The sequence below is a fragment of the Microbacterium sp. Root61 genome, assembly GCF_001427525.1.
Lineage (GTDB): Bacteria > Actinomycetota > Actinomycetes > Actinomycetales > Microbacteriaceae > Microbacterium.
Window position 1 is genome coordinate 1 of sequence record NZ_LMGU01000002.1, and the last position, 17,708, is coordinate 17,708.

At 69.5% G+C, this 17,708-nt stretch carries 18 protein-coding genes; 9 read left to right on the top strand and 9 right to left on the bottom strand.

The window, feature by feature from the left end; translation table 11 throughout:
• Window positions 1-1,011 precede the first annotated feature (1,011 nt).
• The 4 genes from ASD65_RS19355 to ASD65_RS16335 are packed head-to-tail and all read left to right on the top strand — an operon-like array spanning window position 1,012 to window position 4,235.
• On the top strand, window positions 1,012-2,208 hold the full coding sequence (locus ASD65_RS19355; RefSeq protein WP_235566816.1) for a hypothetical protein: 1,197 nt from the start codon (window positions 1,012-1,014) through the stop codon (window positions 2,206-2,208).
• Window positions 2,208-3,242: an HAD-IIA family hydrolase gene (locus ASD65_RS16330; protein WP_056225118.1), complete on the top strand. Its 1,035-nt coding sequence runs from the start codon at window positions 2,208-2,210 to the stop codon at window positions 3,240-3,242. Before ASD65_RS19355 ends, ASD65_RS16330 begins: the two co-directional genes overlap by 1 nt.
• Before the next feature lie 35 nt (window positions 3,243-3,277).
• The gene (locus ASD65_RS19255) at window positions 3,278-3,427 is read left to right on the top strand and encodes a hypothetical protein (protein ID WP_200948725.1); all 150 of its coding nucleotides are present in this window, start codon (window positions 3,278-3,280) and stop codon (window positions 3,425-3,427) included.
• A gap of 7 nt (window positions 3,428-3,434) precedes the next feature.
• A complete protein-coding gene (locus ASD65_RS16335) occupies window positions 3,435-4,235 on the top strand; it encodes a TlyA family RNA methyltransferase (protein ID WP_056225121.1) in 801 nt (266 codons plus the stop codon).
• 6 nt (window positions 4,236-4,241) lie between these two features.
• Here ASD65_RS16335 and ASD65_RS16340 read toward each other — a convergent pair whose 3' ends face one another.
• The 7 genes from ASD65_RS16340 to ASD65_RS16370 all read right to left on the bottom strand — a co-directional run bounded on the left by ASD65_RS16340 (window position 4,242) and on the right by ASD65_RS16370 (window position 11,183).
• Window positions 4,242-5,396, bottom strand: a complete 1,155-nt coding sequence (locus ASD65_RS16340) for an AI-2E family transporter (RefSeq protein ID WP_056225124.1) — start codon at window positions 5,394-5,396, stop codon at window positions 4,242-4,244.
• Between the two features lie 50 nt (window positions 5,397-5,446).
• Window positions 5,447-5,635: a hypothetical protein gene (locus ASD65_RS16345; RefSeq protein WP_056225126.1), complete on the bottom strand. Its 189-nt coding sequence runs from the start codon at window positions 5,633-5,635 to the stop codon at window positions 5,447-5,449.
• A 125-nt stretch (window positions 5,636-5,760) separates the two neighbouring features.
• Window positions 5,761-8,670 carry an ATP-binding protein gene (locus tag ASD65_RS16350; RefSeq protein WP_056225130.1) on the bottom strand — a complete coding sequence of 970 codons (2,910 nt, stop codon included), beginning with the start codon at window positions 8,668-8,670 and terminating at the stop codon, window positions 5,761-5,763.
• 48 nt (window positions 8,671-8,718) lie between these two features.
• A complete protein-coding gene (locus tag ASD65_RS16355; protein ID WP_056225132.1) occupies window positions 8,719-9,486 on the bottom strand; it encodes an energy-coupling factor ABC transporter ATP-binding protein in 768 nt (255 codons plus the stop codon).
• A complete protein-coding gene (gene cbiQ, locus ASD65_RS16360) occupies window positions 9,483-10,151 on the bottom strand; it encodes a cobalt ECF transporter T component CbiQ (protein WP_200948726.1) in 669 nt (222 codons plus the stop codon). The genes ASD65_RS16355 and cbiQ overlap by 4 nt, the downstream gene beginning before the upstream one ends.
• Before the next feature lies 1 nt (window position 10,152).
• Window positions 10,153-10,497, bottom strand: coding sequence for a PDGLE domain-containing protein (locus ASD65_RS19120; protein WP_056225136.1), 345 nt, complete (start codon window positions 10,495-10,497; stop codon window positions 10,153-10,155).
• On the bottom strand, window positions 10,494-11,183 hold the full coding sequence (locus tag ASD65_RS16370; RefSeq protein ID WP_056225138.1) for an energy-coupling factor ABC transporter permease: 690 nt from the start codon (window positions 11,181-11,183) through the stop codon (window positions 10,494-10,496). Before ASD65_RS16370 ends, ASD65_RS19120 begins: the two co-directional genes overlap by 4 nt.
• Window positions 11,184-11,343: 160 nt before the next feature.
• Here ASD65_RS16370 and ASD65_RS16375 point away from each other — a divergent pair, with 160 nt between their 5' ends.
• On the top strand, window positions 11,344-11,874 hold the full coding sequence (locus ASD65_RS16375; RefSeq protein ID WP_056225141.1) for a Fur family transcriptional regulator: 531 nt from the start codon (window positions 11,344-11,346) through the stop codon (window positions 11,872-11,874).
• On the opposite strand, the gene ASD65_RS16380 is transcribed toward ASD65_RS16375, so the two are convergent.
• Window positions 11,867-12,538, bottom strand: coding sequence for a TetR family transcriptional regulator (locus ASD65_RS16380; RefSeq protein ID WP_056225146.1), 672 nt, complete (start codon window positions 12,536-12,538; stop codon window positions 11,867-11,869). The genes ASD65_RS16375 and ASD65_RS16380 overlap by 8 nt on opposite strands.
• A gap of 228 nt (window positions 12,539-12,766) precedes the next feature.
• Here ASD65_RS16380 and sucC point away from each other — a divergent pair, with 228 nt between their 5' ends.
• From sucC to ASD65_RS16400, 4 genes are all read left to right on the top strand, one after another.
• Complete coding sequence (gene sucC, locus ASD65_RS16385) at window positions 12,767-13,930, top strand: ADP-forming succinate--CoA ligase subunit beta (RefSeq protein WP_056225149.1); 1,164 nt, start codon at window positions 12,767-12,769, stop codon at window positions 13,928-13,930.
• A gap of 12 nt (window positions 13,931-13,942) precedes the next feature.
• Window positions 13,943-14,845: a succinate--CoA ligase subunit alpha gene (sucD, locus tag ASD65_RS16390; protein ID WP_056225152.1), complete on the top strand. Its 903-nt coding sequence runs from the start codon at window positions 13,943-13,945 to the stop codon at window positions 14,843-14,845.
• 82 nt (window positions 14,846-14,927) lie between these two features.
• Window positions 14,928-15,368 carry a nitroreductase family deazaflavin-dependent oxidoreductase gene (locus ASD65_RS16395; protein WP_056225155.1) on the top strand — a complete coding sequence of 147 codons (441 nt, stop codon included), beginning with the start codon at window positions 14,928-14,930 and terminating at the stop codon, window positions 15,366-15,368.
• A 46-nt stretch (window positions 15,369-15,414) separates the two neighbouring features.
• Entirely contained in the window at window positions 15,415-16,158 is a 744-nt protein-coding gene (locus tag ASD65_RS16400) for a formylglycine-generating enzyme family protein (RefSeq protein ID WP_056225159.1), read from the top strand.
• Window positions 16,159-16,231: 73 nt separating this feature from the next.
• On the opposite strand, the gene ASD65_RS16405 is transcribed toward ASD65_RS16400, so the two are convergent.
• On the bottom strand, window positions 16,232-17,707 hold the full coding sequence (locus ASD65_RS16405) for an NCS2 family permease (protein WP_056225163.1): 1,476 nt from the start codon (window positions 17,705-17,707) through the stop codon (window positions 16,232-16,234).
• Between the last annotated feature and the right edge of the window lies 1 nt (window position 17,708).

The following is a 17,708-nucleotide window of genomic DNA, read 5'->3' on the forward strand; positions in this document are numbered from 1 at the left end:
CTCAGCGCCGATGGTACTGCAGGGGGGACCCTGTGGGAGAGTAGGACACCGCCGGACTTCTTTCGAGAAATGGCCACCCAACGCTGGGTGGCCATTTCGCGTTAACACAACACACAACAACACACGGGGCACGGAAGGGAAACCATCATGGTTGACGACGAGCGGGCGCGGGATTCGCGTCCGAAGCGCGACGACGACAAGAAGCAGCACGGCGCACGTGATGGTGAGCGTAAGTCGTACCCGCCCCGTGATGGCGAGCGGAAGTCGTACCCTCCCCGCGACGGGCAGCGTCCTTCGTACCCGCCGCGCGACGGCGAGCGGAAGTCCTACCCTCCCCGTGACGGCGAGCGGAAGTCGTACCCGCCGCGCGATGGTGAGCGGAAGTCGTACCCTCCCCGCGACGGCGAGCGGAAGTCGTACCCGCCCCGTGACGGGCAGCGTCCTTCGTACCCGCCGCGCGACGGTGAGCGGAAGTCCTACCCTCCCCGTGACGGCGAGCGTAAGTCGTACCCGCCGCGCGACGGCGAGCGGAAGTCGTACCCGCCCCGTGACGGGCAGCGTCCTTCGTACCCGCCGCGTGACGGGCAGCGTCCTTCGTACCCGCCGCGTGACGGCGAGCGTAAGTCATACCCGCCGCGCGATGGTGAGCGGAAGTCGTACCCGCCSCGYGATGGYGAGCGGAAGTCGTACCCTCCCCGTGACGGGCAGCGTCCTTCGTACCCGCCGCGTGACGGCGAGCGTAAGTCCTACCCGCCGCGCGATGGCGAGCGGAAGTCGTACCCTCCCCGTGATGGCGAGCGGAAGTCGTACCCGCCCCGTGATGGTGAGCGGAAGTCGTACCCGCCCCGTGACGGGCAGCGTCCTTCGTACCCGCCCCGTGACGGCGAGCGTAAGTCCTACCCTCCCCGTGACGGCGACCGTTCCTACCCGCCGCGCGATGGCGACCGTCGTGCGCACGCACCGCGTGCCGGCCGAGAGCGTGAAGCACGCGAGGGCGACGACCTTCGTCCCGTGCGCGCGCGGCACATCGATCCCGTCATTCCGGATGAGATCACTCCGGCCGATCTCCCGACAGCGGCCCGCAACGAGCTGAAGACCCTCAGCAAGGAGAATGCCGAGGGCGTCGCCCGTCACCTCGCGATGGCGTCTCAGCTGATCGATTCCGACCCGGAACTGGCACATCAGCACGCGGTCTCCGCGTCGCGTCGCGCCGGACGCATCGCGATCGTCCGCGAGACGCTCGCGATCACCGCGTACATGACCGGCGACTACGCTCTCGCGCTCCGCGAGCTGCGCACCTACCGTCGCATCTCCGGCAAGGACGACCAGATCGCCCTCATGGTCGACAGCGAGCGTGGCGTTGGCCGTCCCGACCGTGCGCTCGAGCTCGGCCGGTCGGTCGACCGCAGCACGCTGCCGACTCCGGTCCGCGTCGAACTCGCGATCGCCATGTCCGGCGCACGTCTGGACCTCGGTGAGGCCGAGCGTGCGCTCACCGAGCTCGACATTCCTGAGCTCGACCCTGACCGTGCGTTCGAATGGAGCCCGGGTCTGTTCGCCGCGCGCGCCACCGTGCTCGAGGAGCTCGGCCGCGACGACGAAGCCCGCCAGTGGCGTCACCGTGCCGAAGTGGCCGAGGACGCTCTGGGACTCCGCGAGGACGAAGGCGGCGACGAAGTCGTGCTCGTCGAGGAGATCTTCGAAGAGTGGATCGAAGACGAAGACGAAGACGACAGCGTGAACCCGATCGGCGGCTCTGACGACGACGAATCTGACGACGACAAGACCTCGGTCGATGAGGCCGGCGATGACGATAGCTCGAACGATGAGTCCGATGAGGGCGAGAACTCCGACGCGCACGTATCCGCCACGGACGAAACCGCCACTGCCGTAGAGGCTCCGAAGGTTGCCAAGGCTCCCAAGGCTCCCAAGGCTCCCAAGGCTCCCAAGGATGCCAAGAAGCCCAAGGCCGCGAAGGCGCCGAAGGATGCCAAGGCTCCCAAGGAACCGAAGGCTGCGAAGGCTGCGAAGGAACCCAAGGCTCCGAAGGCTGCCAAGGCTCCGAAGGATGCCAAGAATCTCAAGAAGGCCAACGCAGCGAAGGCTCCTAAGGAAGCCAAGGCTCCCAAGGTGGCCAAGGCTCCGAAGGCATCCAAGGCTTCCGTCCAGAACGAGGAGGCCGCCGCGGACTCCGACGGATCGCTCTGATGGGGCTGTTCTCCCGGAAGGACGGACCGACGCCGCTCGAGGGAGTGGACGTGGTGCTCGCTGACCTCGACGGTGTCGTCTACGCCGGTCCTGGCCCGCTGCCGTACGCCGTGGACAGCCTGAACCTCGCGGCGCAGACGCGACGCCTCGGCTACATCACGAACAACGCGTCGCGCACGGATGCCTCCGTGGCGCAGCACTTGCGTGACCTCGGCCTCAACACTGAGCCGCGCGATGTCGTGACGAGCCCGCAGGCGGCCATGCGACTGCTGACCGATCGCGTTCCGCACGGTGCGACCGTGCTGGTCGTCGGCGGCGAGGGCCTCGTCGTCGAAGTGGAGAAGGCCGGCTTCGTGGTCACGCGCAGTGCGGAGGATGCCCCGGCAGCCGTCGTGCAGGGCTTCGCCCCCGAGGTCGGCTGGGCGCAGCTCGCCGAAGCCGCCTATGCGCTGAAGCTCCCGGAGGACGAGGGGGGCATCCCCTGGATCGCCACCAACACCGACTGGACGATCCCGCAGCAGCGTGGCATCGCTCCCGGCAACGGCACGCTCGTCTCCGCGGTCCACACGGCCGTCGGCCGTCTCGCGACGGTGGCCGGCAAGCCGGAGAAGCCGATCTTCGAGGAGGCCGTCGCGCGGTTCGGGGCGCAGCATCCGCTGTTCCTCGGTGACCGTCTCGACACCGACATCATGGGCGCGGACCGCGCCGGCATGCCGTCCGCGCTCGTGCTCACGGGCATCGACCGGCCCAAGCACGTGCTCGCCGCCCCGCCAGGCTCGCGTCCCACGTTCATCCTCGGCGACCTGCGCGAGCTGCACGAGCCGTACCCGGTCGTTCAGATCAAGGGCGATGTCGCCACCGTGCGCGGAGCATCGGTCCGCATCGACGGCCCCGATGTGCGCATCCTCAGCGAGGGCGACCGCCCGATCGACCTGGTGCGCGCGGGCGCAGCCGCGATCTGGGCCACTGGGCGCGGGATCTTCGGCTTCCGTGTGCCCGAACGGCTCTACCACGACCCGTTCCACCGGCCTTAGGGGCTGAGATGGACACCGCCGCGTATCCTGGCGATATGACCGATGCAGCCACATCCGGGGCCGACCACGAGCTTCTCAGCCGCCTTCGGGTGATCGAGGAGCAGCCGCTCTCGACGCGCGCGAATGCCTACGCATCGCTGCACGACGAGTTGGCACAGCGGCTCGAATCCGGACCGCAGGGCTGACGACACGATGACACAGCGACTGGATGCCGCCCTCGCCGTGCGAGGACTGGCGCGATCCCGCACGCATGCCGCCGGCCTCATCACCGAAGGCCTCGTCTCGGTCGACGGCCGCACCGTGGTGAAGCCGTCGACGCACGTCAGTGACGACGCCGCCCTCGAAGTCGCGGGAGCCGACCACTATGTCAGCCGCGCAGCGCACAAGCTGATCGCGGCGCTCGACGCGTTCGACGTACCCGTCAGCGGGCGCCTCGCGCTCGATCTCGGCGCCTCCACCGGCGGATTCACCCAGGTGCTGCGCGAACGCGGTGCCGACCCGGTGATCGCCTTGGACGTGGGTCACGGTCAGATCGTGGCATCCGTCGCCGAAGACCCGCGGGTCATCGTGGTCGAAGGATTCAACGCGCGAGACCTCACACCGTCAGCGCTGCAGGGCGTGACGGGAGTGGATGCCGCACCCGAGCTGATCACGGGCGACCTGTCGTTCATCTCACTCGGGCACGTGTTGGCCCCGATCCGCAGCGTGCTCGCGCCGGGCGGCGACGTCGTGCTGCTGATCAAGCCGCAGTTCGAGGTCGGCCGCACTGCCGTCAAGGGCGGACTGGTGACGGATGCCGGAGTTCGGGCGGATGCCGTCACCGGTGTGCTGTGGGAGGCATGGGATGCCGGCTTCGGCACCCTGGGCCTCATCTCCTCGCCGCTGGTCGGAACGCACGGGAACGCCGAGTTCGTCGCGCACTTCGCCGTGGACCGCGGGAGCAACCCGACCGACTGGCTGAGCACGGCGAGCCGTCTGGCCGGGGAGCGCTGACGCGCCTCAGGAGGCGATCGGCTGCTTCGGTCTAGCCCAGCGCACCGGGAGATCGGGTCCGTCCCACACCTGGATGATGCCCCACACGGCTGCAGCGATCGGCACGGCGAGCACCGCGCCGAGGATGCCGCCGAGTACGGTTCCGACCGTCAGCGCGACCAGGATGACGAATGCGTGCAGCTTCATCGAGCGCCCCATCAGCACCGGCTGGAGGAAGTTGCCCTCGAGCTGGTTCACGAGCACGACCACTCCGACCACGAACAGAGCGTTGATCGGACCGTTCGCTACCAGAGCCACGAGCGCGGCGAGGATGCCGGCGACGGTCGCACCGACGATGGGGATGAACGCGAGGAGGAACACCAGCACGGCGAGCGGGATCGCCAGCGGTACCTGCAAGATCAGCAGTCCGATGAGGATTCCGACCGCGTCCACGGCGGCGACGGTCGCGGTGCCGCGCACGTACGACCCGAGCACGACTGTCGTCTTGTCGCCGATGCGCCGCGCGCGCAAGTAGTTCTCGCCCCGGAACGGGCGCAGCAGGAACTCCCACATCTGCGGGCCGTCCTTGAGGAAGAAGAACAGGATCGTCACCATGAGGACGAGGCCGGTGACGAAGTTGGCGACCGCGCCCACACCCGCGAGGGCGCCGGAACCGAACTGTGCACTCGTGACGAAGCCGATCAGTGAGTCGATCCACTCATCGATCTGCTCGGGACTCAGCCAGTCGAACGGCAGCGTCTGCGCCCAGGCGAGCAGCTGCTGGAAGCCGTCTTCGGCCTGCGAATACAATTCGTCCCACTGATCGCGCACCGCCCAGACGACGAGCCACCCCAGCGCGGTCAGGATCACGACGATCGCGAGCATGGTGAGCAGGGTCGCGAATACCGACGGGATGCCGCGTCCCCGCATCCATCGCATGACCGGCGCGAATGCGCACGCGAGGATCAGAGCGATCACGAGGGGGATCGTGACCAGGGTGAGCTGCTGGATGGCGAAGATGATTCCGCCGGCGACGGCCACCACGACGATGATCTGGATCGCCCGGATGCCGAGCTTGCCGAACCCATCGGCCCACAGGCTCCACGGCGCCCGCGTCGCCCTGAGCCCTACATCCGGTGATTCGAGCTGGACCCGCTGCGGGTCGTCGCGGAACAGTCCCATGCGATCAAGGCTAGCCGTGAAGTCCGGAGCGAGTCACATGCGCCTGAGCTTCACCAGGCGGACGTCGGCGTGAATGCGTCGCGGAAGTCGAAGGTGCGGGTGAACCACCGGCGCAGCTTCGCGAAGGCCCGCGCGCGCCGGGCGGCGGGGACGACCGGTGCGACGGCGTCGCTCTCGGGGGCGACCCAGGTGACGCGGCGTTCGAGGACCATCGAGCTCGAGGCGGACTGTGCGTTCATGTGAGGACTCCTGTCGCGAAGCTCCGGAGGATCCGGATGCGCTGCACTGCTGACAGGTTCGACTCTGCTCGCTAAGGGCGCCCCGAGACATTGGGCGGATGCCCTATATCCAGGCGACGCGGCCTCTAGGAACCGGCCTGTTTCGCGGCGAACCAGGCAGCGGCTTCCGCGCGATTCGCGGCCCCGATCTTGGCCAGGATCGCCGACACGTGCACCGACGCGGTCTTGGGCGAGATGAACAGGCGGGCGCCGATCTGCGGATTGGTGAGGCCCTCCGCCACCAGCCCGAGCACCTCGGTCTCCCGCGAAGTGAGTGTCGGCGCGGTGGTGTCCCGCCGCCGTGAGGCACTCGGGCGGAGCGGGCGCGGGGCACCCGCCAGCGCCCAACGCGCGAGCAGGGCATGGCCGTCGGCCGGCGCCTGTTTCGCGACGAGGGCGAACGCCGCCGCGGCCTCGTCCTCGCACCCCTGCGACTGCAGCGCCTGGCCGAGCCGGAAGCGGGCGTAGTGCCGCTGGCCGCGGGTCGCGGTGTCCGCGGCGGTGACGAGACAGGCCTGTTCCCAGCCGGTGACCGCATCGACGGACCCGGTGCAGGCTGCTTCTGCGGCGATCAGCGCGCGCACCGTGAGGTTGTCGCCACGCTCCGCGCTGGCGGCGGCATCCTGTGCGAACGGCACTGCGAGGGCGGCGGCATCCATTCCGCTGTCGGCGGCCATGCGCAGCGTCCACGCGACGGTCGGGAGTGCCTCCTCGCGCACGCCGGCAGAGTTCTGCGTGACCGCACCGAAGACGGGCACGATCGCGCCGATGGCTTCGTCGATGAGCGCGGCACGTCGGCCGCCGGACTCGGTCTCGGCCTGCAGTAACAATCGCTCGGTACGGTAGACGGCCCAGCCGGCCGTCTCGTCCGGGTCGTCCGGCATCCACACGGTGTCATCCATCCGGGCCACGGCCGCGTCGGCGTCCTCCACCCGGTCGTTCCAGATCGCGGCGCGCGCCAGCGTCCGCACGGCGAAGGAGTGGAATCCCTGTGCAGGACGCAGCTCGATCGCCCGCCGCCCCGTCGCCATGCCCGCGTCGTACCGGCCGGTCGCAAGCTGGGCCTCGGCGGCGTTGGCGAGCAGGAACGCGCCGACCCCGCGCTCCAGGCCGAGCAACACGCACTCGTCGTATGCGGTGAGCGCGACGTCGATGCACTCCTCGTAGCGGCGCAGATGGAAGTACGCGGCGGCAAGGCTGTTCATCGTCGAGTAGTGCCGTACCGGGTCGATCGCCAGCGTCGCCGCGCGCTGCAGATCGGCGAGCAGTGACCCTTCGGGCACGCGCCCGTACAGGGCGACGCCGCGCGCACGCAGCACCGTGGCGATGAGGTCGGGATCGTCGGCCGTCTCTGCGATATCCATCGCGCGATCGAGCAACCCCACAGGGTCGGTGGCGTGCGGATTCTGCGCCAGGAGGGAGAGTGCCCTGACCCGCACCGACCCCGCCTCGCGCGAGGCATCCTCATCCACGATGTCGAGGGCATCCTCCATCCGGTCGCGACTCGTCTCCCACCCGCCCGCGATCGGGGAGAGCCCCCGGACGGAGACCAGCAGCAGCTCGGCGCGGTCGATCGCGGGCAGCTCCCGGGCGAGCGCGACCTCGGCGACGCGGAGCCCGCGGGCGGAAGCGCCGAGATCCTCCAGCAGATTGATCGTGTCCACGGCGAGACGTCCGTAGCGGGTGCCGACGACCCGCTCGGGCGTGGGCACCTGATCCCACAGCTCGAGGAGACGCTCGCCGAGTGGGGCCACTGTCGCGATCGCGAAGGCGGCGCGCGCCTCGCCCAGCGCGTCGGCCGTAGCGCGGAAGGTTCGCGCATCGTCGCGTGCGGCGAGCCAGTGCTCGGCCGCCGTGGCAGCGAGACCGGGTTCGCCCTCGTCGATCCGCTCCTGCAGATCGAGCGCGTATGCCCGGTGCAGCGCGATGCGCTCTCCGGGCAGCAGCTCGTCGTGCAGCGCCTCGCGGATCAAGGCGTGACGGAAGGTGAAGCCGTCGTCATCGGCGGTCAGGATGCCGGCCGCGATCGCTGTCCGCGCACCGGTCGCCCGCGCATCCGCATCGCCGGTCCACACGCGTGCCAGCACCTCGTCGGACACGTGTACCCCGCCCGCGCAGAGGGTTTCCACCACCCGCCGCGCCGTCGGGTCGAGTCGGTCGACCCGGGCCAGGATCAGTCCGCGCAGGGTGTCGGGGAGGGCGTCGTCGCCGAGCCCGACGAGCTCCTCGACGAAGAACGGGATGCCGCCGCTGCGCTCCGCGATGCGATCGATCATCGCGCCATCCGCCGTATCGCCGGTGAGGTGCCGGATGTGTTCGGCGATCTCCTCGGCCGAGAGGCGCGGCAGCTCCAGCGACGTGACGATGCGACTGCGCTCGAGCTCGGCCAGCACCGGGCGCAGCGGATGTCCGCGTCCGACATCGTCGCTGCGGTAGGTCATCACGATCGTCAGGTGTGTACCGCGCAGCGTGAGGGCGAGGGTGGACAGCAGCGCGAGTGTCGCGGAATCCGCCCAGTGCACGTCCTCGATGACCAGGACCAGGTGATGCTCCGCCGAGAGGCGCTCCAGCAGCCGCTCCACCGCCTCCGCGATGTAGTCGGCGACACCGACGCGGTCGGGGAGGCTGCTGTCCAGCTCGGGAAGGAGCGAGGCCAGGGTCGAGATCACTGCAGGGGACTGCGCGGCCGCGCGGAAAGCCCCGTCTCCGACTGCTTCGTACAACTCGCGCAGCACGCGGCGGATGGGCGTGAACGGAGCGCCGATCGGTCCCAGATCCACGCACTGGCCGGACGCGACCACCACGCGGGGCTCGGCTGCGTCGTCGCTCAGCTCACGCAGGAACTCCTGCAGCAGGCGGGTCTTGCCGATGCCGGCCTCGCCCGCGATGACGACCGCGCGCGGCTCTCCGCGGCGACCGGCCTCGAACGCGCCGCGAAGACGTTCCAGCGCGTCGGCGCGACCCACCATGGTCGTCTCGACCGCGTTCGTCCCCATCGCCCCATCGTGTCAGAGCGAAAGCAGGCCACGGGGGAGGCGCTCGAGTCAGGTGCGCTCCGGCGCCGACAGCGGGTCGAAGCCCCAGGGCAGCTCGAGGCCGTGTGCCGCCATGAAGGTCGCGTCGGCCAGCAGTTCCCGGGTGGGCGCGTCGGCGACGATCCGTCCACCGTCCAGCACCAGCGCACGCGGGCACAGTTCGAGCGCGTACGGGAGGTCGTGAGTGACGACGAGCACCGTCGCGTCCAGCGCCCCGAGCGTGGCGGACAGCTCCCGCCGGGCCGACGGGTCCAGGTTCGAGGTCGGCTCATCGAGCACGATCACGTCGACGTCCATCGAGAGGATCGTGGCGATCGCGGCGCGTCGGCGTTGACCGAGGGAGAGGTGCTGCGGGGCGCGTGACGCGGCATCCGCGAGCCCGACCTGCTCCAGCGCCGTCGCGACGCGCTCCTGCAGTGCGGTCCCGGTGACGCCGAAGTTCTTCGGACCGAAGGCCACATCCTCGCCCACGGTCGGCATGAAGAGCTGGTCGTCGGGGTCCTGGAACACGAGCCCGACCCGGCGGCGGATCTCGCGCACGGTGTTGCGCGCCAGGAGTGTGTCGCCGATCCGGACCTCCCCGGAAGACGGCGTCAGGATGCCGTTGAGATGCAGCATCAGCGTGGTCTTGCCTGCGCCGTTCGGGCCGAGGATCGCGACGCGCTCGCCGGCCTCGATGTCGAAGCTGACCCCGTCGAGCACCGGAGCACCGTCGCCGCGCCCGGCCGGGTACCCGAAGCGGACGTCGCGGACGGTGACCGCGGCCCCTCCGGTCACGCTTCGTACCCCTCGCCGTACCCGCGGGCCAGCATCGCGAGATGCACGCGCTCGCCGCGGCCGTGCGCGCGGACGAAGAGCCCGCCCACCCCGCCGGCGATGATCCGCCAAGCGCGTGGTCCGGTGGCGACGAACCCGCGAGCGGCGCGGGCCGTCCGCATCCGGGATCCTTCGTCGACGATGAGATCGAGGTAGCGCAGCATGAACCCCATGATCGAGGTGAGTTGGCGGGGGAGGCGCAGCTGCTCCAGAGCGAGGACGATGCGGCGGGGCTCGGTCGTGGAGATGAGGGCGACCGCGGCGAGCACCGCGAGGGTCGCCTTCACCAGGAGGCCCCACGCGCCCCACAGCCCGGCGACGGACAGGGACAGTCCCCAGATCTCCACCCGGGGGCCTTCGGCGATGAACGGCAGGAGGAGGGCGAACACGAGGAACGGGACCTCGATCACCATCCGCTTCAGCACCACCGTGACGGGTACCCGGGCCATCGCCAGTATCGCGACGATCACAGCCCCGTACACGGCGAAAGCGAGGAACCACTCGCGCGGCGTCGCGACCACGACCACCGCGAAGACGATCAGGGCGAGCAGCTTGGCGCGGGGGGAGGCGCGATGCAGCCACGTGTCGCCGGGACGGTGACCCCAGAGCGTCGCGGCCGCCTGCACGTCAGTCCTCGGCCGTCCTGCGCTTCGCGAGGCGGCCCACGAGCCAGGCCAGACCGAACGTGACGGCGCAGCCGACCGCTCCGGCGATGGCCAGCGACAGCCACGGATTGCTCGCCAGGACGAAGCCGTAGTCCGCGAACGGACTGCTGGACACGGCGTGCGGCTGTTCACCGGCGTCGATGCCGGTGGATGCCGCGACATAGGTCAGTCCGTCGGGCAGCGCCGAGGCCCAGATGCTGACGATGCAGGCCAGCAGCAGCGCGATGGCGATGGCGCCGATCGTGAACGCCCGCGTCGAGATCCGACGGCGGGGCGACGCGACGGGGGAGGGTTCGGGCTCGCTCATGCCGTAGCCGCCTTCTCCTGGAGCGCTGTGGCTCGTCGCTCGTAGCGCGCGCCGTAGACGAGGTCGGGACGAGTGGCCAGGACGGCGCTGACGATCAGTGCGGTGATGATCGCTTCACCGAGTCCGATGAGCGTGTGCCATCCGACCATGGCGGCCAGCACCGCATCGAGGGGTACCGGCACGTTGCCGCCGACGGCGAAGAGGAGGACGAAGACGGCTGCCGCCGCCGGCACCGACAGGAACGCGCCGACACCGGATGCCGCGGCCACCGCCCAGCGCTTCCCCGGGAGGACGAGCATCAGCCCCCGGAACACCAGCCAGCCGACGACGACGGTCACCATGCCCATCAGCAGGATGTTCGTGCCCAGCGCCGTGATCCCGCCGTCGGCGAACAGGAAGGCCTGCACGATCAGCACGACGCTGATGCATAAGAGCCCGGTGCCCGGGCCGACCAGCACGGCGGCGAGGGCCCCGCCCATGAGATGGCCGCTGGTGCCCGCTCCGACCGGGAAGGTGATCATCTGCGCCGCGAAGATCAGCGTGGCGACGATGCCGACCATCGGCGCCTTCCGATCGTCCACGAACTCTTTGCGTGCGAGCTTGAGCGCCACGGCGATGCCGCCCGCCGCGATGACACCCGTCGCGATCGAGGTCGGAATATTCAGGAAGCCATCGGGGACGTGCATCGTGGGTCCTCCACTCGAGTGACGCCTTCGGACCAGCACCCGCCATCAGATGCGACGGTGTCGCGTCTGATGGGCGTCACTCTATTGCGACCTCGTCGCACCTCGCAAGGGTGTCTCCGACACCCCGCCGGGAGCGCGATCGGTGTGCCACGATGGACGGATGACGGCCATCCACCACGGCCACGCGCACACGGACGTGCGCGCCACCGACGGCGCGGAGTCGCACGAGCGCCTCCACCACGAGTCTCCCGAAGCCGCCGTCGCGGCGGCGCTCGCCGCCCTCCAGGCACGGGGCGAACGGGTCACCGACGGCCGCCGCGCGGTGCTGGAGACGCTCGCGAACACGCACGAGCACCTGAGCGCCGACCAGATCGTCGCGCTGCTCGAGCGGACCCACCCGGGTGTGCACCGGGCGACCGTCTACCGCACCCTCGACATGCTGGCCGAGCACGGTGTGGTGTCATCGATGCGCGCCGCGGGCGGCGCGACGGTCTATCACCTGGCCGCCACCACCGCCGGACACGAGCACCTGCACGCGCACTGCCGGGTCTGCGGCGCGGTCGTGGTGGTGCCGGCGGACAGTCTCGCCGAGGCATCCGCTGCCATCCTGAGCACGAGCGGCTTCGCCGTCGACGTCCAGAAGTCGACCCTGGTCGGGGTCTGCGCCGCGTGTGCGGCCGAGCTCAGCTGAGACTGTCGCGCAGCCGGCGAGCGACCTCGGCCGCCGGCATCCGCCGCGGGAAGATCGCGATCGCGATGTCGTCCTCGCCCGCCTCGGCGGGGTCGGGATGCACGCCGAACCGGCGCATCGCGTCGTCGAGCGCCCGGCGCAGGACCGTGGCCGGCACGCGCTTGGGGCTGCGGATCAGCTGACGCAGCACGTGGTTGTGCACCGCGGTCACCAGCGCCGAGAAGCCCACGGCGTCCAGCGGGTCCAGTCCGGGGAGTGCCTGGCGGAGGTATTCGTCGAACAGTCGCTCGTATCGGAACACGGTCACGATCTCGCGGTCGCGCAGCGCCGGAACCTCGCGCACCACCGCGTAACGTCGCCGGGCGAGCTCCGGATCGGCGGCGAAGTGCCGATAGACGTGCACGGATGCCTCGCACACGGCGACCCACGGATTCTCGTGCGGCTTCGCGAGGTACTCGCGCAGATGATCGAGCAGCAGTTCGTGGTCGGCGAAGACGACGTCGTCCTTGCCGCCGAACTGCCGGAAGAACGTCGAGCGCGAGACGCCGGCCGCCTGCGCGATCTGCTCCACCGAAGTCTGGTCGAAGCCGTTCTCGGCGAACAGGTCGAGCGCGGCCGCCACGACGGCGGTGCGCGCGGAGGACGGTGACGCGGTGTCGCTCATGGCCCCGAGCCTACTGGCGTACGCCCCCTGGCGCCTCGAGAGTCGGCACGCTGTGAACGAATCGGAATCCTGATCCGAACGGCGCCGATGCCCGCGGCATCCCGGTGCGGGCAGGAGCTCCCAGCCGTGAGTAGTAGGCTGGTTCCTTGGTCGGATATCTCTTGATATCAAGACATCTGGCGCCTTGTGCGCCGTCCCCTTCACATCGCCTCACCCAAGGACTGAACTGTGGATCTATACGAGTACCAGGCACGCGATCTCTTCGAGAAGTACGAGGTGCCGGTACTCGCCGGTATCGTCGCGGATACGCCGGAAGAAGTGCGCGCTGCCGCCGAGAAGATCGGTGGCGTCGTCGTCGTCAAGGCGCAGGTCAAGGCCGGCGGCCGTGGCAAGGCCGGCGGCGTCAAGGTCGCGAAGACCCCCGAGGAGGCCTTCGAGGCATCCAAGGCGATCTTCGGCCTCGACATCAAGGGCCACGTCGTCAAGCGCGTCATGGTCGCGCAGGGCGCGCGCATCGACAAGGAGTACTACTTCTCGGTGCTGCTGGACCGCGCGAACCGCTCCTACCTGAGCCTGTGCAGCGTCGAGGGCGGCATGGAGATCGAGGAGCTCGCGGTCGAGCGTCCCGAGGCTCTCGCTCGCGTCGAGGTCGACCCGCTGGGCGGCATCGACAAGCAGAAGGCCGTCGAGATCGCCCAGGCTGCCGGGTTCGCCCCCGAGCTGGTCGACAAGGTGAGCGACGTCTTCGTCAAGCTCTACAACGTCTACAAGGGCGAGGACGCGACGCTCGTCGAGGTCAACCCCCTGGTGCTGACCGAAGAGGGCGACGTCATCGCCCTCGACGGCAAGGTCTCGCTCGATGAGAACGCCGACTTCCGCCACCCGGGCCACGCGCTCCTGGAGGACAAGGACGCCGCGGACCCGCTGGAGGCCAAGGCCAAGGCGAACGACCTCAACTACGTCAAGCTCGACGGCGAGGTCGGCGTGATCGGCAACGGCGCGGGCCTGGTCATGTCGACGCTGGACGTCGTCGCGTACGCCGGTGAGAACCACGGCGGCGTCAAGCCCGCCAACTTCCTCGACATCGGCGGCGGCGCCTCGGCCGAGGTCATGGCCGCAGGCCTGGACGTCATCCTCGGCGACCCGCAGGTCAAGAGCGTCTTCGTCAACGTCTTCGGCGGCATCACCGCCTGCGACGCCGTCGCCAAGGGCATCGTGGGCGCACTCGCCGAGCTCGGCGCGACCGCCACCAAGCCGCTGGTCGTCCGCCTGGACGGCAACAAGGTGGAGGAGGGCCGCGCGATCCTGCGCGACGCCAACCACCCGCTCGTCACTCTTGCCGAGACCATGGACGAGGGCGCCGACAAGGCCGCCGCGCTCGCGAACGCATAAGGGATTCAGAACATGTCGATCTTCCTCAACAAGGACTCCAAGGTCATCGTCCAGGGCATCACCGGCGGCGAAGGCACCAAGCACACGGCTCTCATGCTCAAGGCCGGCACGCAGGTCGTCGGCGGCGTGAACGCACGCAAGGCCGGCACCACGGTGCTGCACACGGATGCTGCGGGCAACCCCGTCGAGCTGCCCGTGTTCGCGTCGGTCGCCGAGGCGATCGCCGCCACCGGCGCCGACGTCTCGATCGCCTTCGTGCCGCCCGCATTCACGAAGGACGCGATGGTCGAGGCCATCGACGCCGAGATCCCGCTGCTCGTTGTGATCACCGAGGGCGTGCCCGTCGGCGACACCGCCGAGGCCTGGGCCTACGCGCAGTCCAAGGGCAACACGACCCGCATCATCGGACCGAACTGCCCCGGCATCATCACGCCGGGCGAGTCGCTCGTCGGCATCACGCCGGCCAACATCGCAGGCAAGGGCCCGATCGGACTCGTCTCCAAGTCGGGCACCCTGACCTACCAGATGATGTACGAGCTGCGCGAGATCGGCTTCTCGACCGCCATCGGCATCGGCGGCGACCCGGTCATCGGCACCACCCACATCGACGCGCTGGCCGCGTTCGAGGCGGACCCCGACACCAAGGCGATCGTGATGATCGGCGAGATCGGCGGCGACGCCGAAGAGCGCGCGGCCGAGTTCATCAAGGCCAACGTCACCAAGCCGGTCGTCGGCTACGTCGCGGGCTTCACCGCTCCCGAGGGCAAGACCATGGGTCACGCCGGCGCCATCGTGTCCGGCTCGGCCGGCACGGCGCAGGCCAAGAAGGAGGCCCTCGAGGCCGCCGGAGTCAAGGTCGGCAAGACGCCGTCCGAGACCGCCGACCTGATGCGCGAGATCATCGCCGGACTGTAGTCCGAGACGAACAGGGGCGGATGGCGCGGCTTGGGCCGCGGCATCCGCCCCTGTCATTTGTTCACGGGTTTAGGGTGAAAGCATGCCGCTGACCGGAGAGTACAAGCCCAGCACGTCCGAGTGGGCCCGCAAACAGGCCGAGGCCTTCGAGGCGTCCGAGGGCGCTGAAGCCAACGACCTGCGCGGGGTCCCGATCATCGTCCTCACGACGGTCGGCGCCAAGTCCGGCGCCCTGCGCAAGACGGCGCTGATGCGCGTAGAGCACGACGGCCGCTACGCCGTCGTCGCGTCCAAGGGCGGCGCACCCGACGCCCCGCAGTGGTACTGGAACCTTCTCAAGAACGCCCACGTCGAGCTGCAGGACGGCGCGGCCAAGCGCGACTACCTCGCTCGTGAACTGTCCGGCGACGAGCGGGCCGAGTGGTGGGCACGCGCGACCGCGGTCTGGCCGGACTACGACGTCTACCAGACGAAGACCGACCGCCAGATCGCGATCTTCGTCCTCGAGCCGCACGACGCGTGACCACGGTGACGGATGCCGCCGCATCCGCCCAGCGCGGTCGTAGAGCATGACGGACATCGAACTCGCGCGGATCGACGCGGGCACGGTCACCCTGCACGACGCACGCCGGAAGGTGCGCTGGAACGTCGAGCTCGAACCCTTCGAGATCGGCGTCTACGCGGTCACCCAGGCGCAGTTCGCCGAGATGCTCGGCGAGACCGCCGTGCATCCGCAGCGCCCCGCCGTCGATGTGAGCTGGCTGCGCGCGATCCGCTTCTGCAACGCCGCCTCGGAGTGGGAGGGGCTCGACCCCGCCTACACGTTCGACGGCGAGGAGGTGACGTGGCACGTCGACTCCGACGGGTTCCGCCTGCCGACCGAGGCCGAGTGGGAGCACGCGTGCCGGGCGGGCTCGACGGGCGCGCACTACGGGCCGCTCGCGGACGTCGCCTGGACCAGCGCCGACGGCGTGACCTCGCCGCAGAACGTCGGTGGTCGCCTGCCCAACCTCAACGGGCTCTTCGACACCCTCGGCAACGCGTGGGAGTGGTGCTGGGACCTGCTGGATCCCGCTCGCTACGGCGACTACCGGGTGTTCCGCGGCGGCGGCTTCGCCGACGACGCCTGGAGCGTACGCGCCTCGACCCGCCGCGGGGGAGCGCCCCGCATGCACCATGACGACGTGGGACTGCGCGTCGCCCGCGGCGGTTTCGACGGAACCGATGCGGCCCAGGGCTGGTCGGCGCGGACCGATGCAGAGCGCGCGGCGACCGATGGACCCCTGCCGTCGGGCTGGACTCCGCTGCGCTGATGGCCTCCGAGCCCCGCCAACGCAGAAGCGAGCGGATGCTCCGACAAGGGGCATCCGCTCGCTTCACGTGTTGCTACTGGGCGAGCAGCGCCTCGACGGGGCCACGCGCGAAGTAGATCGCGAAGCCGGCCGCGACGACCCACAGCAGCGGGCTGATCTGGCGCGCCTTGCCGGAGAGCGAGCGGACGATCACCCAGGAGACGAAGCCCGCACCGATGCCGTTGGCGATCGAGTAGGTCAGCGGCATGACGGTGATCGCAAGGAACACCGGCAGGAGGATCGAGAAGTCCGAGAAGTCGATGTACTTGATCTGCGCCATCATCATCGCGCCGACGATCACCAGGGCCGAGGCCGCGACCTCGGTCGGAACGATCGAGACGAGCGGCGTGAAGAACATCGCGATGAGGAACAGCAGACCGGTCACGACGTTCGCGAGACCCGTGCGGGCGCCCTCGCCGATGCCGGAGCCGGACTCGATGAACACCGTGTTGGACGAGGCCGAGGCATAGCCGCCGGCGACCGCGCCGACACCTTCGACGATCAGCGCGGACTTGATGCGCGGGAAGTCGCCCTTCTCGTTGGCGAGGCCGGCTTCCTTGGACAGGCCCGTCATGGTGCCCATCGCGTCGAAGAAGTTGGTGAACACCAGCGTGAAGACGAGCATGAGTGCCGCCAGCGCGCCGATCCGTTCGAACGAGCCGAAGAGCGAGACCTGGCCGATGAGGGAGAGGTCGGGAACGCTGACGAGCGAGCCGGGCAGTTCGGGGACCGAGAGGCCCCAGCCGCCGGGGTTGACGCCGTCGTCGCTGAACTTGGGTCCGATGTTCCAGATCGCCTCGACGATGACCGCGACCAGCGTGCCGGAGACGAGTCCGATGAGGATGCCGCCCTTGACCTTGCGGGCCACCAGGATGCCGGTGAGCAGCAGCGTGAAGACGAAGATCAGTGTCGGGACGGTGGCGATCGAGCCGGCGATGCCGAGCCCGACCGGGGGAGAGTTCGCACCGGTCGCCGTGACGAAGCCGGCGTCGACGAAACCGATGAACGCGATGAAGAGGCCGATACCGACGGTGATCGCGAGCTTGAGCTGCACGGGCACGGCGTCGAAGATCATGCGGCGCAGGCCGGTGGCCGCGAGGATCACGATGATCAGACCGTTGATGACGACCAGGCCCATGGCTTCGGGCCATGTCACCTGCCCGACGACGCTGACGGCGAGGAAGGAGTTGATGCCGAGCCCGGCGGCGAACGCGAACGGCAGGCGCGTGACGAGGCCGAACAGGATCGTCATGACACCGGCGGTGAGTGCGGTGACCGCCGTGACCGCCGAGAAGCCGAGCTGGTTGCCGACGACATCCGTACCGCTGGACAGGATGATCGGGTTCAGGATCACGATGTAGGCCATCGTGACGAACGTCACGACACCGCCTCGGATCTCGGTTCCGATCGTCGAGCCGCGGCGGGTGATCTCGAAGAATCGGTCGAACCCGTTGCGGGGTTCGACCGGCTGGGCGTCTGTTGCTGTCTCGGGCGACGGCGTCGTTGTCATA

Excerpts from the sequence above, each read along its gene's own strand:
- sucD (WP_056225152.1), top strand. The coding sequence starts at position 13,943 with ATGTCGATCTTCCTCAACAAGGACTCCAAGGTCATCGTCCAGGGCATC.
- ASD65_RS19120 (WP_056225136.1), bottom strand. The coding sequence starts at position 10,497 with ATGAGCGAGCCCGAACCCTCCCCCGTCGCGTCGCCCCGCCGTCGGATC.
- ASD65_RS16370 (WP_056225138.1), bottom strand. The coding sequence starts at position 11,183 with ATGCACGTCCCCGATGGCTTCCTGAATATTCCGACCTCGATCGCGACG.
- ASD65_RS16345 (WP_056225126.1), bottom strand. The coding sequence starts at position 5,635 with ATGAACGCACAGTCCGCCTCGAGCTCGATGGTCCTCGAACGCCGCGTC.
- ASD65_RS16375 (WP_056225141.1), top strand. The coding sequence starts at position 11,344 with ATGACGGCCATCCACCACGGCCACGCGCACACGGACGTGCGCGCCACC.
- ASD65_RS16330 (WP_056225118.1), top strand. The coding sequence starts at position 2,208 with ATGGGGCTGTTCTCCCGGAAGGACGGACCGACGCCGCTCGAGGGAGTG.
- ASD65_RS16395 (WP_056225155.1), top strand. The coding sequence starts at position 14,928 with ATGCCGCTGACCGGAGAGTACAAGCCCAGCACGTCCGAGTGGGCCCGC.
- ASD65_RS16340 (WP_056225124.1), bottom strand. The coding sequence starts at position 5,396 with ATGGGACTGTTCCGCGACGACCCGCAGCGGGTCCAGCTCGAATCACCG.
- ASD65_RS16400 (WP_056225159.1), top strand. The coding sequence starts at position 15,415 with ATGACGGACATCGAACTCGCGCGGATCGACGCGGGCACGGTCACCCTG.
- ASD65_RS16335 (WP_056225121.1), top strand. The coding sequence starts at position 3,435 with ATGACACAGCGACTGGATGCCGCCCTCGCCGTGCGAGGACTGGCGCGA.
- ASD65_RS16380 (WP_056225146.1), bottom strand. The coding sequence starts at position 12,538 with ATGAGCGACACCGCGTCACCGTCCTCCGCGCGCACCGCCGTCGTGGCG.
- ASD65_RS19255 (WP_200948725.1), top strand. The coding sequence starts at position 3,278 with ATGACCGATGCAGCCACATCCGGGGCCGACCACGAGCTTCTCAGCCGC.
- ASD65_RS16350 (WP_056225130.1), bottom strand. The coding sequence starts at position 8,670 with ATGGGGACGAACGCGGTCGAGACGACCATGGTGGGTCGCGCCGACGCG.
- ASD65_RS16405 (WP_056225163.1), bottom strand. The coding sequence starts at position 17,707 with ATGACAACGACGCCGTCGCCCGAGACAGCAACAGACGCCCAGCCGGTC.